This window comes from Psychrobacter sp. MF31, from assembly GCF_012847335.1.
Taxonomy (GTDB): domain Bacteria; phylum Pseudomonadota; class Gammaproteobacteria; order Pseudomonadales; family Moraxellaceae; genus Psychrobacter.
On sequence record NZ_JABBDX010000004.1, the window covers coordinates 131113 to 146344 of the forward strand.

The 15232-nt window shown below is 45.5% G+C and carries 13 protein-coding genes and 1 riboswitch; of the genes, 6 read left to right on the top strand and 7 right to left on the bottom strand.

What is annotated here, in order from left to right; translation table 11 throughout:
- The first annotated feature begins 110 nt into the window (after positions 1–110).
- A riboswitch (TPP riboswitch) is annotated at positions 111–235 on the top strand.
- 230 nt (positions 236–465) lie between these two features.
- Complete coding sequence (gene thiC, locus HF322_RS06890) at positions 466–2454, top strand: phosphomethylpyrimidine synthase ThiC (protein WP_223193212.1); 1989 nt, start codon at positions 466–468, stop codon at positions 2452–2454.
- A gap of 91 nt (positions 2455–2545) precedes the next feature.
- Here thiC and HF322_RS06895 read toward each other — a convergent pair whose 3' ends face one another.
- Both HF322_RS06895 and HF322_RS06900 read right to left on the bottom strand, forming a co-directional pair.
- Positions 2546–3445 carry a fructose bisphosphate aldolase gene (locus HF322_RS06895; protein WP_169392674.1) on the bottom strand — a complete coding sequence of 300 codons (900 nt, stop codon included), beginning with the start codon at positions 3443–3445 and terminating at the stop codon, positions 2546–2548.
- A 174-nt stretch (positions 3446–3619) separates the two neighbouring features.
- Entirely contained in the window at positions 3620–4498 is an 879-nt protein-coding gene (locus tag HF322_RS06900; protein ID WP_169392675.1) for an EamA/RhaT family transporter, read from the bottom strand.
- Positions 4499–4776: 278 nt separating this feature from the next.
- On the opposite strand from HF322_RS06900, the gene HF322_RS06905 reads away from it, so the two are divergent.
- The 3 genes from HF322_RS06905 to HF322_RS06915 are packed head-to-tail and all read left to right on the top strand — an operon-like array spanning position 4777 to position 8223.
- Positions 4777–6690, top strand: coding sequence for an ABC transporter ATP-binding protein (locus HF322_RS06905; RefSeq protein ID WP_169392676.1), 1914 nt, complete (start codon positions 4777–4779; stop codon positions 6688–6690).
- Positions 6680–7576 carry an alpha/beta fold hydrolase gene (locus HF322_RS06910; protein WP_223193213.1) on the top strand — a complete coding sequence of 299 codons (897 nt, stop codon included), beginning with the start codon at positions 6680–6682 and terminating at the stop codon, positions 7574–7576. The genes HF322_RS06905 and HF322_RS06910 overlap by 11 nt, the downstream gene beginning before the upstream one ends.
- The gene (locus HF322_RS06915) at positions 7573–8223 is read left to right on the top strand and encodes an alpha-ketoglutarate-dependent dioxygenase AlkB (RefSeq protein WP_169392677.1); all 651 of its coding nucleotides are present in this window, start codon (positions 7573–7575) and stop codon (positions 8221–8223) included. Before HF322_RS06910 ends, HF322_RS06915 begins: the two co-directional genes overlap by 4 nt.
- Positions 8224–8227: 4 nt before the next feature.
- Here HF322_RS06915 and HF322_RS06920 read toward each other — a convergent pair whose 3' ends face one another.
- The 5 genes from HF322_RS06920 to HF322_RS06940 all read right to left on the bottom strand — a co-directional run bounded on the left by HF322_RS06920 (position 8228) and on the right by HF322_RS06940 (position 12435).
- On the bottom strand, positions 8228–8431 hold the full coding sequence (locus tag HF322_RS06920; protein ID WP_169392678.1) for a hypothetical protein: 204 nt from the start codon (positions 8429–8431) through the stop codon (positions 8228–8230).
- 33 nt (positions 8432–8464) lie between these two features.
- Positions 8465–9469, bottom strand: a complete 1005-nt coding sequence (locus HF322_RS06925; RefSeq protein ID WP_169392679.1) for an NADP-dependent oxidoreductase — start codon at positions 9467–9469, stop codon at positions 8465–8467.
- Positions 9470–9505: 36 nt separating this feature from the next.
- The gene (locus tag HF322_RS06930) at positions 9506–10261 is read right to left on the bottom strand and encodes an endonuclease/exonuclease/phosphatase family protein (RefSeq protein ID WP_169392680.1); all 756 of its coding nucleotides are present in this window, start codon (positions 10259–10261) and stop codon (positions 9506–9508) included.
- An 84-nt stretch (positions 10262–10345) separates the two neighbouring features.
- Complete coding sequence (locus tag HF322_RS06935; RefSeq protein ID WP_169392681.1) at positions 10346–11155, bottom strand: glutathione S-transferase N-terminal domain-containing protein; 810 nt, start codon at positions 11153–11155, stop codon at positions 10346–10348.
- Positions 11156–11316: 161 nt separating this feature from the next.
- The gene (locus HF322_RS06940; RefSeq protein WP_169392682.1) at positions 11317–12435 is read right to left on the bottom strand and encodes a hypothetical protein; all 1119 of its coding nucleotides are present in this window, start codon (positions 12433–12435) and stop codon (positions 11317–11319) included.
- A 358-nt stretch (positions 12436–12793) separates the two neighbouring features.
- Between HF322_RS06940 and HF322_RS06945 the strand changes: the two genes are divergently transcribed.
- Both HF322_RS06945 and HF322_RS06950 read left to right on the top strand, forming a co-directional pair.
- On the top strand, positions 12794–14977 hold the full coding sequence (locus HF322_RS06945) for a M3 family metallopeptidase (protein ID WP_169392683.1): 2184 nt from the start codon (positions 12794–12796) through the stop codon (positions 14975–14977).
- Complete coding sequence (locus HF322_RS06950) at positions 14977–15210, top strand: YheV family putative metal-binding protein (protein WP_169392684.1); 234 nt, start codon at positions 14977–14979, stop codon at positions 15208–15210. Before HF322_RS06945 ends, HF322_RS06950 begins: the two co-directional genes overlap by 1 nt.
- Positions 15211–15232 lie beyond the last annotated feature (22 nt).

The following is a 15232-nucleotide window of genomic DNA, read 5'->3' on the forward strand; positions in this document are numbered from 1 at the left end:
ATGTAAATCAGCTCCTTTAAAAAATAAGCAAGCGCACTATTGACTTGATAAAGTCAAAATAGTATTAGAATTCAAGGCAGAAGTTTGCTAGCATAGGGGAAGTTTCAACACTGACAGACTCGGGGTGCGGTTGTTTAAATCATGAAGTTTAACGATTGATTTGAGCGTTCGCTGAGACACACCCGCCGAACCTGATGCGGTTAGCACCGACGCAGGGAAGTCTTAAGCATGGTTTTTTGACAGAATATGGCTTGCAGAAATGCCAGATAGGTTATTACGCTTAGTTTTACTACTCGATTTTAAAACTTAGTTTTTTAACTTATTTGCTGCAATATTCAGTTTTTGATTTTTTTATATTTATAAATTTTTATGTTTATAAAGAAGTTATCAAAAATGTCAAAAAAACGCGCGTTCCGCAGTCATTGGCGGTGTTGCTTTTATGGACATCAGCTAGGACAGCTTCTTATGACAACCTCAAACCCCACCATTCACGCACCAATTGCCAAGCAAAAGACCCCAAAAGCCGACGCGCTCAAAACCCCTGCTCACCGATCAAGCTTGGACGCGCGCTTTGAAGAAGAATCGCGTGATTTGCACCGCATTTTACCTGCCTCAAAAAAGGTATATCTCGAAGGCTCACGACCTGACATTCAAGTGCCGATGCGCGAAATCACCTTATCGCCAACGCCACTTCAAGATACCCCTGAGTCCGATTGGGAACAAAATCCGCCGTTTTACGTTTATGACACCTCAGGCGTTTATACCGACCCAAATGCGCAAATTGACTTAACCCGCGGCTTGCCAAAGCTTCGCGAAGGTTGGATTGAGGAGCGCGGCGACACCGAACGCTTAGATGCCTTATCAAGTGATTACGGTCAAGCTCGCGCCCGCGACATCACCACTGCTAATTTGCGCTTTGCTCATATCGACAAGCCGCGCCGCGCCAAACTGGTCGATGGCAAAGCCGGCAACGTCACCCAAATGCACTACGCTCGCCGAGGCATCATCACCCCTGAGATGGAATATATTGCCATCCGCGAAACCCAAAAGCAGCACGAATTGACCGACACCCGTCAGCACGACGGCGAAAGCTTTGGCGCCAATACCCCAAAAATCATCACCCCTGAATTTGTCCGCGATGAGGTGGCCGCCGGTCGCGCCATTATCCCAAACAATATCAACCACCCAGAATCTGAGCCGATGATTATCGGTCGCAACTTTTTGGTAAAAATTAACGCCAATATCGGCAACTCAGCGCTTGGCTCGTCGATTGATGAGGAAGTGTCAAAAATGACTTGGGCGACGCGTTGGGGCGCAGACACCATCATGGACTTGTCAACCGGCAACCACATTCACGAAACGCGCGAGTGGCTGATTCGCAACTCCCCTGTCCCAATTGGTACGGTTCCCATTTATCAAGCGCTTGAAAAAGTCGATGGGATTGCTGAAGATTTGACGTGGGAGATTTTCCGCGACACATTGATTGAGCAAGCCGAGCAAGGCGTGGATTATTTCACCATTCACGCCGGTGTCCTTTTGCGCTACGTTCCGATGACCGCCAACCGCTTAACCGGAATTGTCTCGCGCGGCGGCTCAATTATGGCGCAGTGGTGTTTGGCGCACCATACTGAAAACTTTTTATACACCCATTTTGAAGACATTTGCGAGATTATGAAGCAGTACGATGTCGCCTTTAGTCTTGGCGATGGTCTGCGCCCAGGCTGCTTGCAAGATGCCAACGATGAGGCGCAATTTGGTGAGCTGCGAACGCTTGGCGAGCTGACCCAAATCGCTTGGAAGCATGACGTTCAGGTGATGATTGAAGGTCCCGGTCACGTGGCAATGAACCGAATTAAAGAAAACATGGACCTGCAGCTTGAAACCTGTAGCGATGCCCCGTTTTATACCCTTGGACCGTTAACCACCGACATTGCCCCCGGTTATGACCATATCACCAGTGCCATTGGCGCGGCGATGATTGGTTGGTTTGGCACGGCAATGCTTTGCTATGTCACGCCAAAAGAGCACTTGGGACTGCCGAACAAAAAAGACGTGAAAGATGGCATCATCACTTATAAAATCGCAGCTCATGCAGCGGACTTGGCAAAAGGTCACCCTGGCGCGCAAGCTCGTGACAATGCGCTGTCCAAAGCACGCTTTGAGTTCCGTTGGGACGATCAGTTTAATTTGGCACTTGACCCTGATACCGCTCGCGAATTTCACGATGAAACGCTGCCAAAAGATGCTCATAAATCGGCGCATTTTTGCTCGATGTGCGGTCCTAAATTTTGCTCTATGAAAATCACTCAAAACGTCCGTGAGTACGCCAAAGGTCTGAATAATAAAGAAACAGACGCCAATTCAGGATTAAGCGCGGCGGCGATTGATGAGGGCATGAAAGAGATGACCGAAAAATACCACGCAGAAGGTCGTCAGTTGTATAAAGAAGTTTAAAAAGGAAAGTTTGATTTTTTAATAGTTAATACCATAAAAAAACCCTTACTCTTATCGTAAGGGTTTTTTAATCACAAAGCTTTTAGAAAAATTAAACCTTTGATGCGCTATAAATCTCATCAATCGAGGCGTTAATGGTATCGGCAAATTCTTTGTCGCTTTGCTGTTTACTCAAACCTTCAGTAAAGGCGCGTGAGAAACTGGCAATCATTCCAGGGTTTTGCTTTAACTTTTCGCAAGCGTCCGTTCGGCTATAACCACCGGATAGCGCGACCACTTTTACCACTTTTGGATGGTCAATTAACTCTTGATAAAATCCGGCTTCATCGGGCAACGTCAGTTTGAGCATCACTTGATGGTCGTCATCAAGGCTGTCCAAGTTGCGCAAGATTTCTGTTTTTAAAATCACTTCGCAGTCGTGTTTTTTCTCGCTGTTGATGTCCACTTCCGGCTCAACAATTGGCATAAAGCCTTGCGATAAAATCTGCTTTGCCACGTCAAACTGCTGCTGAACCAAAATTTCAATACCATCAACGCTTGGCTCATAAATCACCGAGCGCATTTTGGTGCCAAACACCGGATAGTTTTTTGCTTTATCGAGCAGCAAATCAAGGCTTGGAATCGGTCGCATCACTTGAACGCCGTTCATACGCTCAGCCAGACCCTTATCCACCTTTAAAAATGGCACGATATTTTTATCTTCCCAAAGATAATTGGCGGTCGGCTTGCCGTTCACTTCACGGTCCATGGTGTCTTCAAACAAAATCGCGCCCAAAACGCGCTCATTGTCAAAGCAATCACAAGTCATAATACGGGCGCGCATCTCATGAACAAGGTCAAACATCCCCTCATCATCGTTATAGTCGCTTTGGCTTACGCCATAATTTTCAAGCGCTTTGGGCGTGCTGCCGCCACTTTGGTCGAGCGCGGCGATAAATCCTGAGCCTGTTTTGATACGTTCGAGCTGCTTTTCATAAACGGCGTTTGTCATCTTATCGTCATCCTTTGTTGTTGGTTGGTCTTAATTGCTTATTTTTCTCAACTTATTTTCCACCGCCCACCATAGCACAAGATGGCGCGCCTTCCTATAATCCAATGGTGAAAATTGCCCTGTTTCAAACGTTGCCGTACAAAATCAGTAATAAAAAACGAAGAATAAGAAAAGCTACAACAAAAATAAAATCGCCGCGCTCACCACCGCCAAAATAAGCCCCAACATATTCAGCTTTGATAATTTTTCATGAAAAACAACCGCCCCAACCCCTGTTGCCACCATAATCACGCCGACGTTCATTCCGGTAAAAACAATACTTGGCGACTCGGATAATACTTGATGGGCGCGAATATAAGCATAAATATTACCCACGTTCAGCACTCCTAAAACCAGCCCAAAAAGTAATGCTTTAGGCTGCCACTGGGTTTTTTGTAGGAGTAAATACCCCCCTAAAAATAGCGCCGCTAAGCTAAAGCTGACAAAAAGCGTAAGTGGAAACGCCGTCCCTTGTTTGGCAACTTGTTTAAACAGCACATCAATCACGCCGTAACCTAAAAAAACGCCCATCAGCCAAAGCGTTGCAGAAAATTTTGATAATGCCGCTTGCAATTGAGCCTTAGAAATATGACTCAAATCAGCCGTTGGCGCTTTTATTACCAACGCGGCAAGCGCCATCAACCCAATAATTAGCCCAAGCGCCCGAATCGGCGAAATCACCTCACCAAAAAGCACGGCTGCCGCAATAATTGGAATAATCAAGGATAAGCGCTGAGCCGCATCGGCTTTAATCATGCCAGCTGTGCTAATTGCTCGACCTAAAATCACAAACACCAACGGCAATAATATGCCAAGTGCGGCAATCAATCCCCAAGCACTACCAAGATTGGCTGCTGCCTGAATGTCCGGTTTTAATAATAACAGCGTCAATAACACCGCCACCGGATATCCTGCGGCAATGGTTTGGCGAATGTCCAAGTGTTGACGGCGAAGTAGTTTTAATAATAGGGAAACCGCAACGCTACAGCACACGGCAATGGCTAAATATCCCATAAATTGACCCAATCCTTATTTTGTCACTTAAAATCGCTGCTATTTTAAACGCCTATCGTGACACAGATACGTTTTTGCTTAATTTTTAATTTTAAAATCATTTTTTTAATTAATATTGAACGACTCAATATTGAACCAGTCCCTAAAAAAAGTGCTTTCTAAAAATGCCTAGAGCGTTCAAATTACAATTACAGTGCAAGATAGAGGGTCATATTTTGCTAAAATATAGCCTTAACTTGTTAATAATAACTGAAAACTGCTTACCGCTTTGACTGCTTATGAACGCTTTATTTCGATTTTTTGAGACCCGCCTTCCCGCCTTTCCTGACAGCCCGATGCCGCTACCACGGCATGGACTGTTGCATTTTTTATGGGCGTGTACCAAAGAGCTTCGCGGTTGGCTGCTCTTGTTTATGATTTTGTCGGCAGGCATTGGCATTTATGAGGCGCTGCTGTTTGCTTGGATTGGCAAGTTGGTTGATTGGCTTGGCACGTACTCGCCTGCCATGCTTTGGGCAGAAAAAGGCGACATGCTGCTATTGATGCTTGCGGTGTTGATTGTCAGTCCATTTTGGATTGCGCTGTCCTCCTTAATCCATTTTCAAGTGATTCAAGGCGTGTTCCCGATGCAAATGCGCTGGCACTTTCATAAGCGCATGCTTGGTCAGTCGATGCAGTTTTATCAAGATGAATTTTCTGGTCGGGTGTCGGCAAAGGTGATGCAAACGGCGCTTGCGGTTCGTGATACGGTGATGACGGTCACCGATATGCTGATGTATGTGACCGTTTATTTTATTACCACCGGCGTGATTTTATTTAATTTAGACCGTCTTTTACTCATTCCATTTATCATTTGGACGGTGCTGTTTGGTTTAACCATGTGGTTTTTTATTCCACGCTTAAAACGCTCCGCCATCGTTCAAGCTGATGCTCGCGCCTTGATGGTAGGTCGGGTGACCGACGCTTACGCCAACATCATGACGGTCAAACTGTTCAGCCACTCGCGCCGTGAGCTGAGCTACGCCAAGCACGCCATGGGACAATTTTTGGGAACGGTTCACGCACAGATGCGCTGGGTCAGCTATTTGGAAGTGGCAAACCATATCGTTAGCGTGATTTTGGTGGGAACGACGGCTGGGATTGGCATTTATCTTTGGCAAAAAGGCGCGGTTGGCGTTGGCGCCATTGCCGCAGCAACCGCAATGGCGCTCAGGCTTAATGGCTTAACTCATTGGATTATGTGGCAAACCTCAAGCCTGTTTGAAAGCATTGGCACGGTTCAAGACGGCATGAAAACGCTGTCCGCGCCGCAAACTATCGTGGATAAACCGGATGCCAAGCCGTTAGTCGTCACAAACGGTCAAATCACTTTTGACCATGTCGATTTTGGCTATCAGCGCGACAATGACGCCAAAGATTTAGAAGGTATTGCCATTGATGAAGCCAATGGTATTGCCCCCAAAAAGCTGTTAGATAATTTTTATCTTAACATCAAATCCGGCGAAAAAATCGGCTTGGTTGGTCGCTCGGGCGCCGGAAAATCAACGCTCGTTAATTTACTCTTGCGCTTTTATGATGTTGATTCGGGTAAAATTTGCATCGACGGTCAAGCCATCGACAGCGTCACTCAAGAGTCCTTGCGCCAACAAATCGGCATGGTCACTCAAGATACTTCCCTGCTTCATCGAACCATCCGCGAAAATATTGCTTACGGTCGCCCCGATGCTACTGATGAGGACATCATCAACGCCGCTAAACAAGCCCAAGCTTGGGACTTTATCAAAGACTTGTTTGATGACAAAGGCAACAGCGGTCTTGATACTCAAGTTGGCGAGCGCGGCGTCAAGCTGTCCGGCGGTCAGCGTCAGCGCATTGCCATTGCCCGCGTGATGCTCAAAAACGCGCCGATTTTGCTGCTTGATGAAGCCACCAGTGCGCTTGACTCCGAGATTGAATTTGCCATCACTGAAAGCTTAAATGACATCATGACCGGCAAAACGGTGATTGCCATTGCCCACCGCCTATCGACCATCGCCGCCCTTGATAGATTGGTGGTCATGGATCGCGGTCAAATCATCGAGCAAGGCAGCCATGATGAACTGCTTGCCCAAAATGGCGTTTACGCCGGACTTTGGCAGCGGCAAAGCGGCGGCTTTTTGGGCGACAGCGACGAGTTCGATAATGATGAATAAGTTATTTGATGCTGAAAAAAGCCTGATGATTTCGGGAAAAAACGCCCGTTATTTTGATTTTTCGGCTAATGTTTCAGCTCAAAAAAAGCCTAGCTCTCATTTTTATGGTGGCAATGGTTTTGCAATCGGCTGCTACCTGCCGTTCCTTGAACGACTGCAAGTTGATGTTAACTTGACCGCCCTTGCCCTGCGTGGTTATTGGCTTGACAAACCGACCGCTAACAAACTTACCCGCGAAGAAGACGCCGACGTTTTAATTGAATTTTTGGAGAAAACTCAGGACAAGCCCATCATTGGTATGGGTCATTCCCAAGGGGCAACCGCCACTGCCATTGCTGCCGCCAAACGTCCAGAGTTGTTTTCAAAGCTGTATTTAATTGAGCCGGTCACCTTTACCAAAGCGCAGACTTGGGTTTATAACCTATTGCCGCGAGCGCTTAAAATGACCCAAGAGCCGTTTAAAAGTACCCAAGCTAAGCAAAATGATTGGCAAAGCGTGGCAGATTACTTGGCGCATTTACGAGCATTAAAAGCATTTCGGCGAATTGATGATAAACATTTGCAAATCTTTGCTGAACATAGCCTTACCAAAACCGATAACGGCTATCAACTTATTTTTGAGCCAAAGCAAGAGCTTGCCAATTATTTTGGAACGCCATTTATTGATGACGCGCTAAAAGCGTTATCGCAACAACAACTCCCTTTTACCCTAATCCTTGGCAAACCGACCTTATTTGTGAGCCAAAAAGTCCGGAACAACTGGCAGCACTTTATTAGCAATGAACAAATAATCACCCTTAATGACTTTGGGCATTTATTACCGATGGAAGCGCCGGAAATTTGCGCGAAGCTTATTTTAAAAGACGATCAAAGCTTCTTGTTATGACTGCGCTTAATTTAAAAAATCTACTGCCTTACGATGGCGAGGTTTATTTATTGCCGCTGCTTGATTTGCCAGATTTTAGTAATGAGGAAATTTATCAAACCCTACTCAACGAGCTGCCTTGGCAATCCGATGTGGTGACCATGTTTGGTAAAACGCATATCACCCGCCGACAAGTCGTTTGGATGGGCGATGATAATATAGGTTATCGTTATTCAGGGCATCTGCGAACGGCAATTGCTTGGCAGCCTTTGGTTTTTGAGATTAAGCGGCAAATTGAAGTTAAGATTTTGGCATTTCTTCAAAGTAACCAAATACTTGGCTCACAATTAACTCCAAGCGCTGACCCGTTTTTTAATTCCTGCTTGCTTAACTATTATCCCACGGGCGAGGATGGCATGGGCTATCATGCTGATAATGAAAAAGAATTGGGCGACGCACCGATGATTGCCAGTATCAGCTTTGGTGCAACGCGAAAAATAGCCTTTAAGCATAAAGTTACCAAAGAAAAAATCGATGTGATATTGCCGCCTGCCAGCGTTTTATTGATGCTGGGAGCAACGCAAAGCTATTGGCAGCACAGCATCCCAAAAACTAAAAAAGTGCAATCAGGGCGGATCAGCTTAACTTTTCGCAAGATTTTGGCTTAAAAAATTAGCGCTTTGAGTTGCCGTTTTGATAACGTCTTTTAAGCCATTGAATGACAATCGCAAGCGTCAGCAGTCCTAACACTGGATAAATCAGCAACAAATCAATGCGAATGGGTGCAATAACCGTTTGCTCCCAATGTTTCATAAAAAAATAATAGGGCACAAACAGCAGCCAAGCTATTAAAGTTACCATTTGCAGCCGCGTCATATTGCACCTTTTTATAAGATAATGAGGATTAAATTATTGGTCGCTGATCTGCAAGACGATTTTGCCAAAGCTGTCGCCTTGTTCAAGTGTTTTATGAGCAGATATCACGTCCGATAAGGCAAACTTCTTGTCGATGTGCAGTTTAATTTTACCATCGGAAAGCTGTTGTAAAATTTGCGCCATACTGTCGCCGCTTGGGGTGACGGCAAACCCCTCAACGCTTAAGTTTTTATCCATGCCTGCTTTTTTCAGCTTATCTGCCCAAATGGTTGGCAATACGAACACATAAGCGCCGGATTTAAGTGTGGTAAGCGCTTGAACACCGGCATCATCACCAACCAAATCAAGGAGCACATCGGCGTTTAATTCAGGAAAGTCGTTGTCTTTAGTGTAATCAATCCAGCCTACCAAATTATTTTTATCAATGAGCTTATCGAGCTTTTGGTATTTTTCAGGGGAACAAATGACAGTCACTTTTAAATCATTTTCTTTTGCTTTTTGGGTTAACAGTTGAATTAAAATATGACCCACGCCGCCAGTAGGAGCGTTCATGACCACGTGGCTACCCTTTTTAATATCGGCAAAGTCCAAAAATTGCATCGCGGTTTGTCCCGCGCAAGGGAGCGCTCCGGCTTGAGTTAAGCTAACATTTTCGGGGACTTTTGCTAATAATTTGTCAGCGACTGCCGCAAATTCGCTATAGCAGCCGCCATCAAAATTGAGCGCAGCCACCTTGTCCCCAACGTTAAACTTGTCACTTCGACTGGCAGCCACTTCACCTGCCAAATCAAAGCCTAAAATTGCCCCGCTGCCTTGGTCAAACTTTTCTTGTTGAATCTTGTCCGCGCCCCAACCTTTACCTTGACGCGTTTTATAGTCGACCGGATTCACGCCAGCGGCAGCAATTTTTACCAAAACTTGACCGTCTTTTAAACTTGGGATAGCCACATTATCTTGATAGCTCATGACGTCAGGATCGCCAAATTTGGTGATGACTACCGCGTGCTGTTCGGTTGGCAACTTTTGATTGATCGTCATAAGATTCTCCATTATTTTTAAAACATTAATGATCCATTAGGCGAGAGCCAAGCGCGCGCTGATGGGCAGATGGTCAGACAACGTTGACCACGGTTTTCCCGAATGCACCCAAGCATCTTTCACGACCAAATTACGAACGTAAATCCGATCAAGGCTTAATACCGGAAGTTTTGCCGGAAAGGTCGGTAGCAGCTTGCCATGGCACGATTTAAAGGCTTCGGTCATGCCAAGGCTTTGCGCCAATTTGTCGCAAGACAGCTTTTTCCAGTCGTTAAAGTCCCCTGCTAAAACGAGCGGCTGATCACGGGCAATGGTGTGCTTGACATAATCGCTGATGGCTTGGTACTGCTTGATTCGGTCGCGCTCAAGCAAGTTTAAATGGGCGCAAAGAATGACTACAGGAAGCTCCCAACCTTCCGGCTGAACTTCGCAGTGCAAGACGCCGCGCTGCTCAAGCTTATTGACCGTGATGTTGACGTTGTGCTTGGGGTCTAAGGGATACCGGCTTAATACGGCGTTGCCATGATGACCGTTTTCATACTCACAGTTTTTGCCGTAGCTGTTTTGAAAGCTTAAATATTCGCCAAACCATTCGTGCTGCGATTGATCTGGGTATTCGTTGTATTGCAGATTGCGCTTCAAATTTTGCCCTTGAACTTCTTGCAGACATAAAATATCCGAGCCAACGTCTTGAAGCGCGTCGGCAATCCCTTGCATTTTAACCTGCCGATTGAGCGGCGACATGCCTTTGTGAATGTTGTAACTGGTCAAAATAAAAGCGTCTGGCGTCATAGTCACTATTACATCTCGTGGGGTTAAATCAAGTTGTACGGTCAATCAGTTTACCTGTTTTACGGCAATTTTGCTAAAGACGAGTTAGCCATAAGTGTCATCTAAATAGTTAATGATGTCTTTGGATTCAAACATTTTGGTGTTGGTGTTGGGGTCAACAAGATAGGGAAATTGCAACTTGCCTTCCATCACCTCGTTCATAATTCGTTCTCGCTTGCCGCCTTTAATTGGTTGATACTCGCCCAAATTTAAGCGAACTCCAAACGCGCCAATGTCTTCAATCTGCTCGCGGGCAACGTTATGATTGATGTAGCCGACCTCAAGCTCGCTTAACTTTTCGCGAACTAAACGGCAAAACGGACTGGCTTCAAAACCATAAAGGTGCAGTAGCTTTTCAGGGCGACCGCGATCTTGGTTCTTTTTGGGGTGCTCGGCTTTGACGCCGCGCATCATTGAAGCAACACTTGCAGACTTGTTGATCAAGCTTGCATTATCGCCATCATGAGATTGGTATTTTTCAGGGGTTTTGCCGTCTTTTGAATAGTGCTTAAATAAATGATCGATAATTTTTTGTGAGTCCAAAATCTTATCATTGCTATTGTCATCAACCAAAAAAGGCACTTGCGCCTTGCCAGCAAGCGCTTTTAACTCATCGCGGTAAACGTGACCTTTATGCGGGCTTGGTCGGCTTTCAAAATCAAGGTTAAGATGGGTCATTACCTCGCGAACGCGGCGCGAATAGGGACAAGCTTCATGTTCATAAAGCACGAGCATTTTTTTAGGCTGAATCGGCGTTGGCGTTCCCATATTGCCAAGACCGCCGCGAAGTAACGTAGTGGCGGTGGCTTGAGCGCTTTTTATTTTAAATCCGATCGAGTTATTTGGAATAATCATTGCTGTCATCCTCAGCAAGTGGTTAATTTTATTGTTAAAAACTTATGGTTAAAAACTTTCACTTTTAAACTGTTAAAGATGGTCGTTATTAAAGAGAAAGGAAGCCGGCTTGCTGACAAACCGGCTTAATACATTTTATTATTTATTATAAAACTTAACTTTTAATAACGGGTAATCAGTGCAATGGGTTGATCCGTTGCCATCAACTCTTGCGGCATAAAGATCGCTTTGCCGCCGCTTTGGGTCACCTGAGCGATGATATCGCCGATCACATCATCGCTGATGCTTTTATCAGTAGGGTCATTGTCATCCACGGTCGTAAGCGTTAATTTTTCTGAATCAACTTTCGCAGGTTGAATATAACCACGGCGAACATAAAGCGTTTCGCCTGCGCCTTGATAGGCAGCGCGGTAAACTTCTTGCAAGTCGGTAAGCAGCATTCCGGCACCGCGAGCTTTATCCATCTCCCCCATTGCCGCTTTGTGAAGCGAGCTGCGATAAGCTTCAATTGCTTCTTGAACGCCATCGATGATGCGTTGGGCGTTGCCATTTTCAAGCTCGGTTAAGTTTGAAACGGTGGCGATGATGTTGTCCGGACGGTCGCAAACCTCTTTATAGTAGCCGATATTTTTAGTGTCACCCACGACGACCAATGGCATTTTTTGCTCGCCCCAAAGCTCTTGAACGCTTTTATCGACTTGGTTAAAAAACTCTTGCAGGTAGCTGTTTTCTTTGTTGGTTGAGCGATCAGAACCGGCGTCCCCTGTGGTATACAAGCCATTGTTATCAATAGGAAATTTAATATTTTCCATATTGTTTTGGCGCAGGCTATTCTCATTAAACTCTTGAACGACGCGATCATTTGCCGCTTCAATCAATCGCGCTTTATCACGGGTCAGTACCACGGTGTAATAATGAACCGCGCTTGCCATGTCACGAATCAAATCGCGGGTCGCAAACCGATCGGAGATGATAACGCGCTCTTGGGTGTCAAGCGGCATTCGAATAAGGGTGGCATCATCGGGACTGGCAAAAATCGCTAAAGTGTCCAAGTTATAATTATGGTTTAAGTCATCCGTTTTTTTGCGAATTTGCTCGAGCACTGCCGATGCCGTTTTTTTATCGTATTCTTGGGCTAAGCGCTCCTCGGCAAGCTTGAGCTGGTTTTTTAAGGCAATGGGATCCTTGCTGTTGTCGGGATGCTCGCGGTGGGTTTTCACAAAAATGCTGACGGCAGGATTGGCTTTGGATTCTTGTAAGCTTTTTAGGGTGGCTTTCATCGATTCAGCTCCTTGGTTATCTTTTATTATTGTTAAACGTAATTTATCCGTTTTTAAATTATGAGTGAATGCTGACACTTATCATCATTAGATTTTCGCCGCAACGGATGAAGAATAATTTTAATTATGATTTTGCGACATTCTTTTTTGCGACATCCTTATTGATGCTAGCAAGATAGTTTGCTGCTCTATATGGTTGCTTTGCAAGCAATTGGTGACGCTTTGTAACTGGTTTTTAGTTGGGCAATAGGTCTAATTAAATCCCAATCGCTGACAAAAGCTTTTTGATACCTTGATAATCAGGGCATCTGCCAATATATCTACATTAATGACCCATTTTTAGGACGTAATCAGCGTTATGACTCAATTTGACCCCAATCTTCATTTGGTAGATTTTGCGGCGACTTCCCCAAGCGCATTAACCTCAGCGATCACGGACGCCATTGACCAAGCCAATCTATTTTTAGATCATCTCACAGCATCAAACGATGAAACCTGTCACAACATGGATGCTCAGCAAGCGCTTGCCGACATCATTGCTTTTGATCATTTAAATTTAGCTTTAGATCGCCATTGGGGCATTTTATCGCACTTAAATAGCGTGATGAGTGATGAGGACATTCGCCGCGCTCATCATGACCTGCTGCCCTTATTATCTGCGTTTGGGACGCGCGTTGGTCAGTCAAAGCCGCTGTTTTATCGCTACCAAATAGTAGCAGCCGATAAAGAATTTTTTGAAAATCTTGATCCGGCTCGGGCGCGCGCCATTACCCTTGCTATCCAAAGTTTTGAGCGCTCAGGCGTGGGATTAGCCAAAGACGATCAAGAAAAATTTGCCGCTATTCAAAGCCAATTATCACAGCTATCCGCCACATTTTCTGATCATATTTTGGACGCGACTCAAGCGTTTTCGCGACCATTAAGTAGTGACGAACTTACCGGAATTCCTGAAAGCGGACTTGCGCTGCTTGCTGATGCTGGTGAAAATTTTAAACAAAATGCCCTTGCCACCAAATTACTCACCCAAGCTGATATCGATGCCTTGCCAACACCTTATTATGTAGCAACGCTTAATATTCCGGTGTATTTGGCAGTGATGACCCACGCGGACAATCGCGCGCTTCGTGAGGCGCTGTATTATGCTTACGTGACCCGAGCTTCTGAGTTTGATGCTCATAAAAATGCCAAAGGTGAGTCGCTGAATAATGCGCCTATCATGAGTAATATTTTAAAATTACGCTCGCAAAAGGCGCAGCTTTTGGGCTTTGATAATTATGCCGAGCTATCCCTTTCCACCAAAATGGCGGAAAATGTTGCCGAGGTTGAAACGTTTTTGCGGGATTTAGCAGCAAAAGCAACGCCTGCGGCAAAAGCCGATTTGGCAAAATTGCAAGATTGCGCGGCTCAATTTGGCATTGATAACATTCAGCCTTGGGATACGGCGTATTTGGCAGAAAAAGTAAAGCAGAACAGCTTTAATCTATCGCAAGAAGCCATCCGACCTTATTTTCCATTACCAAAAGTCATTGATGGCTTATTTAACATCGTTCAGCGCTTATATGGCATCCGCGTTCAGCAATGCGATTCGGCATCTGACGTTTCGCGTTGGCATGATGAGGTGATGTTTTATGAGCTTTATGATGCGGACGACAGCTTGATTGGCGGCTTTTATTTTGACTTATTTGCTCGAAATAATAAGCGCGGCGGGGCTTGGATGAGCGGCTTTCAATCGCGATATGAGTTGGCGGATAGTTACAATCAGCTTCCCGTTTGCTTTATGGTGGCTAACTTTACGCCCGCGCTTGATGGCAAACCAAGCCTATTGACCCATGATGAGGTGACCACCTTGTTCCATGAGTTTGGTCACGGCTTGCATCATTTGTTAACGCAAGTGAGCGTTGGTGATGTTGCAGGCGTCAATGGCGTTGAGTGGGATGCGGTGGAATTGCCAAGTCAGTTTATGGAAAACTGGGCTTGGGATGCTGAAGGTATTGCGCTCATTAGCGCCCATGTTGACACCGGTGAGCCGTTGCCAAAGGACAAACTAGAGGCGCTACTTGCCGCCAAAAACTTCCAAAGCGGATTGCAGACCTTGCGCCAAATTGAGTTTGCCTTATTTGATTTGCTGATTCATGCCGATGCTCAAGGCTTGGACTACGACGGTATTCTAGCGACATTAACCCAAGTCCGCGCTGATATTGCCATTTTGCCAACGCCCGATTATAACCGCTTTGCCAATGGTTTTAGTCATATTTTCGCTGGGGGATATGCGGCAGGCTATTATTCTTACAAATGGGCAGAACTGTTATCAGCGGACGCGTTTAGCAAGTTTGAAGAAGAAGGGATTTTTAATCCAGCGACCGGAAACGCCTTTCGCGAAAGTATTTTATCGGTTGGCGGCAGCCATCCTGCTAAAACCAACTTTGAAAACTTTCGCGGCAGAAGTGCTAACATTGAGGCACTACTTCGCCATAGCGGGTTTGCAGATCAAGCTGACAATGATGCCAAAATTAACGCGGCAAATGCTAGTAAGGCAAGCTGATGCGCTATCAATCAACCTCCCCAAAACGCCGATTTTTAGCCGGCGTTCGCTGCCCGAAATGCCAATCGATGGATTCGGTGGTTCAAGTGCAAATTTTTGAACCTACTCCCGATGAATTTATCGAATGTACGAAATGCGGTCACAGCGAGCACCGCCCTGAGCCTGATGATGAAAATTTGCAAAGCCTGATTGACGACTTAGGAACGCAAGGGGTGGTCAAATTTAAGCCATAGTTTAATAGATTAATAGTTTAGT

Excerpts from the sequence above, each read along its gene's own strand:
- thiC (WP_223193212.1), top strand. The coding sequence starts at position 466 with ATGACAACCTCAAACCCCACCATTCACGCACCAATTGCCAAGCAAAAG.
- HF322_RS06895 (WP_169392674.1), bottom strand. The coding sequence starts at position 3,445 with ATGACAAACGCCGTTTATGAAAAGCAGCTCGAACGTATCAAAACAGGC.
- HF322_RS06900 (WP_169392675.1), bottom strand. The coding sequence starts at position 4,498 with ATGGGATATTTAGCCATTGCCGTGTGCTGTAGCGTTGCGGTTTCCCTA.
- HF322_RS06905 (WP_169392676.1), top strand. The coding sequence starts at position 4,777 with ATGAACGCTTTATTTCGATTTTTTGAGACCCGCCTTCCCGCCTTTCCT.
- HF322_RS06910 (WP_223193213.1), top strand. The coding sequence starts at position 6,680 with ATGATGAATAAGTTATTTGATGCTGAAAAAAGCCTGATGATTTCGGGA.
- HF322_RS06915 (WP_169392677.1), top strand. The coding sequence starts at position 7,573 with ATGACTGCGCTTAATTTAAAAAATCTACTGCCTTACGATGGCGAGGTT.
- HF322_RS06920 (WP_169392678.1), bottom strand. The coding sequence starts at position 8,431 with ATGACGCGGCTGCAAATGGTAACTTTAATAGCTTGGCTGCTGTTTGTG.
- HF322_RS06925 (WP_169392679.1), bottom strand. The coding sequence starts at position 9,469 with ATGACGATCAATCAAAAGTTGCCAACCGAACAGCACGCGGTAGTCATC.
- HF322_RS06930 (WP_169392680.1), bottom strand. The coding sequence starts at position 10,261 with ATGACGCCAGACGCTTTTATTTTGACCAGTTACAACATTCACAAAGGC.
- HF322_RS06935 (WP_169392681.1), bottom strand. The coding sequence starts at position 11,155 with ATGATTATTCCAAATAACTCGATCGGATTTAAAATAAAAAGCGCTCAA.
- HF322_RS06940 (WP_169392682.1), bottom strand. The coding sequence starts at position 12,435 with ATGAAAGCCACCCTAAAAAGCTTACAAGAATCCAAAGCCAATCCTGCC.
- HF322_RS06945 (WP_169392683.1), top strand. The coding sequence starts at position 12,794 with ATGACTCAATTTGACCCCAATCTTCATTTGGTAGATTTTGCGGCGACT.
- HF322_RS06950 (WP_169392684.1), top strand. The coding sequence starts at position 14,977 with ATGCGCTATCAATCAACCTCCCCAAAACGCCGATTTTTAGCCGGCGTT.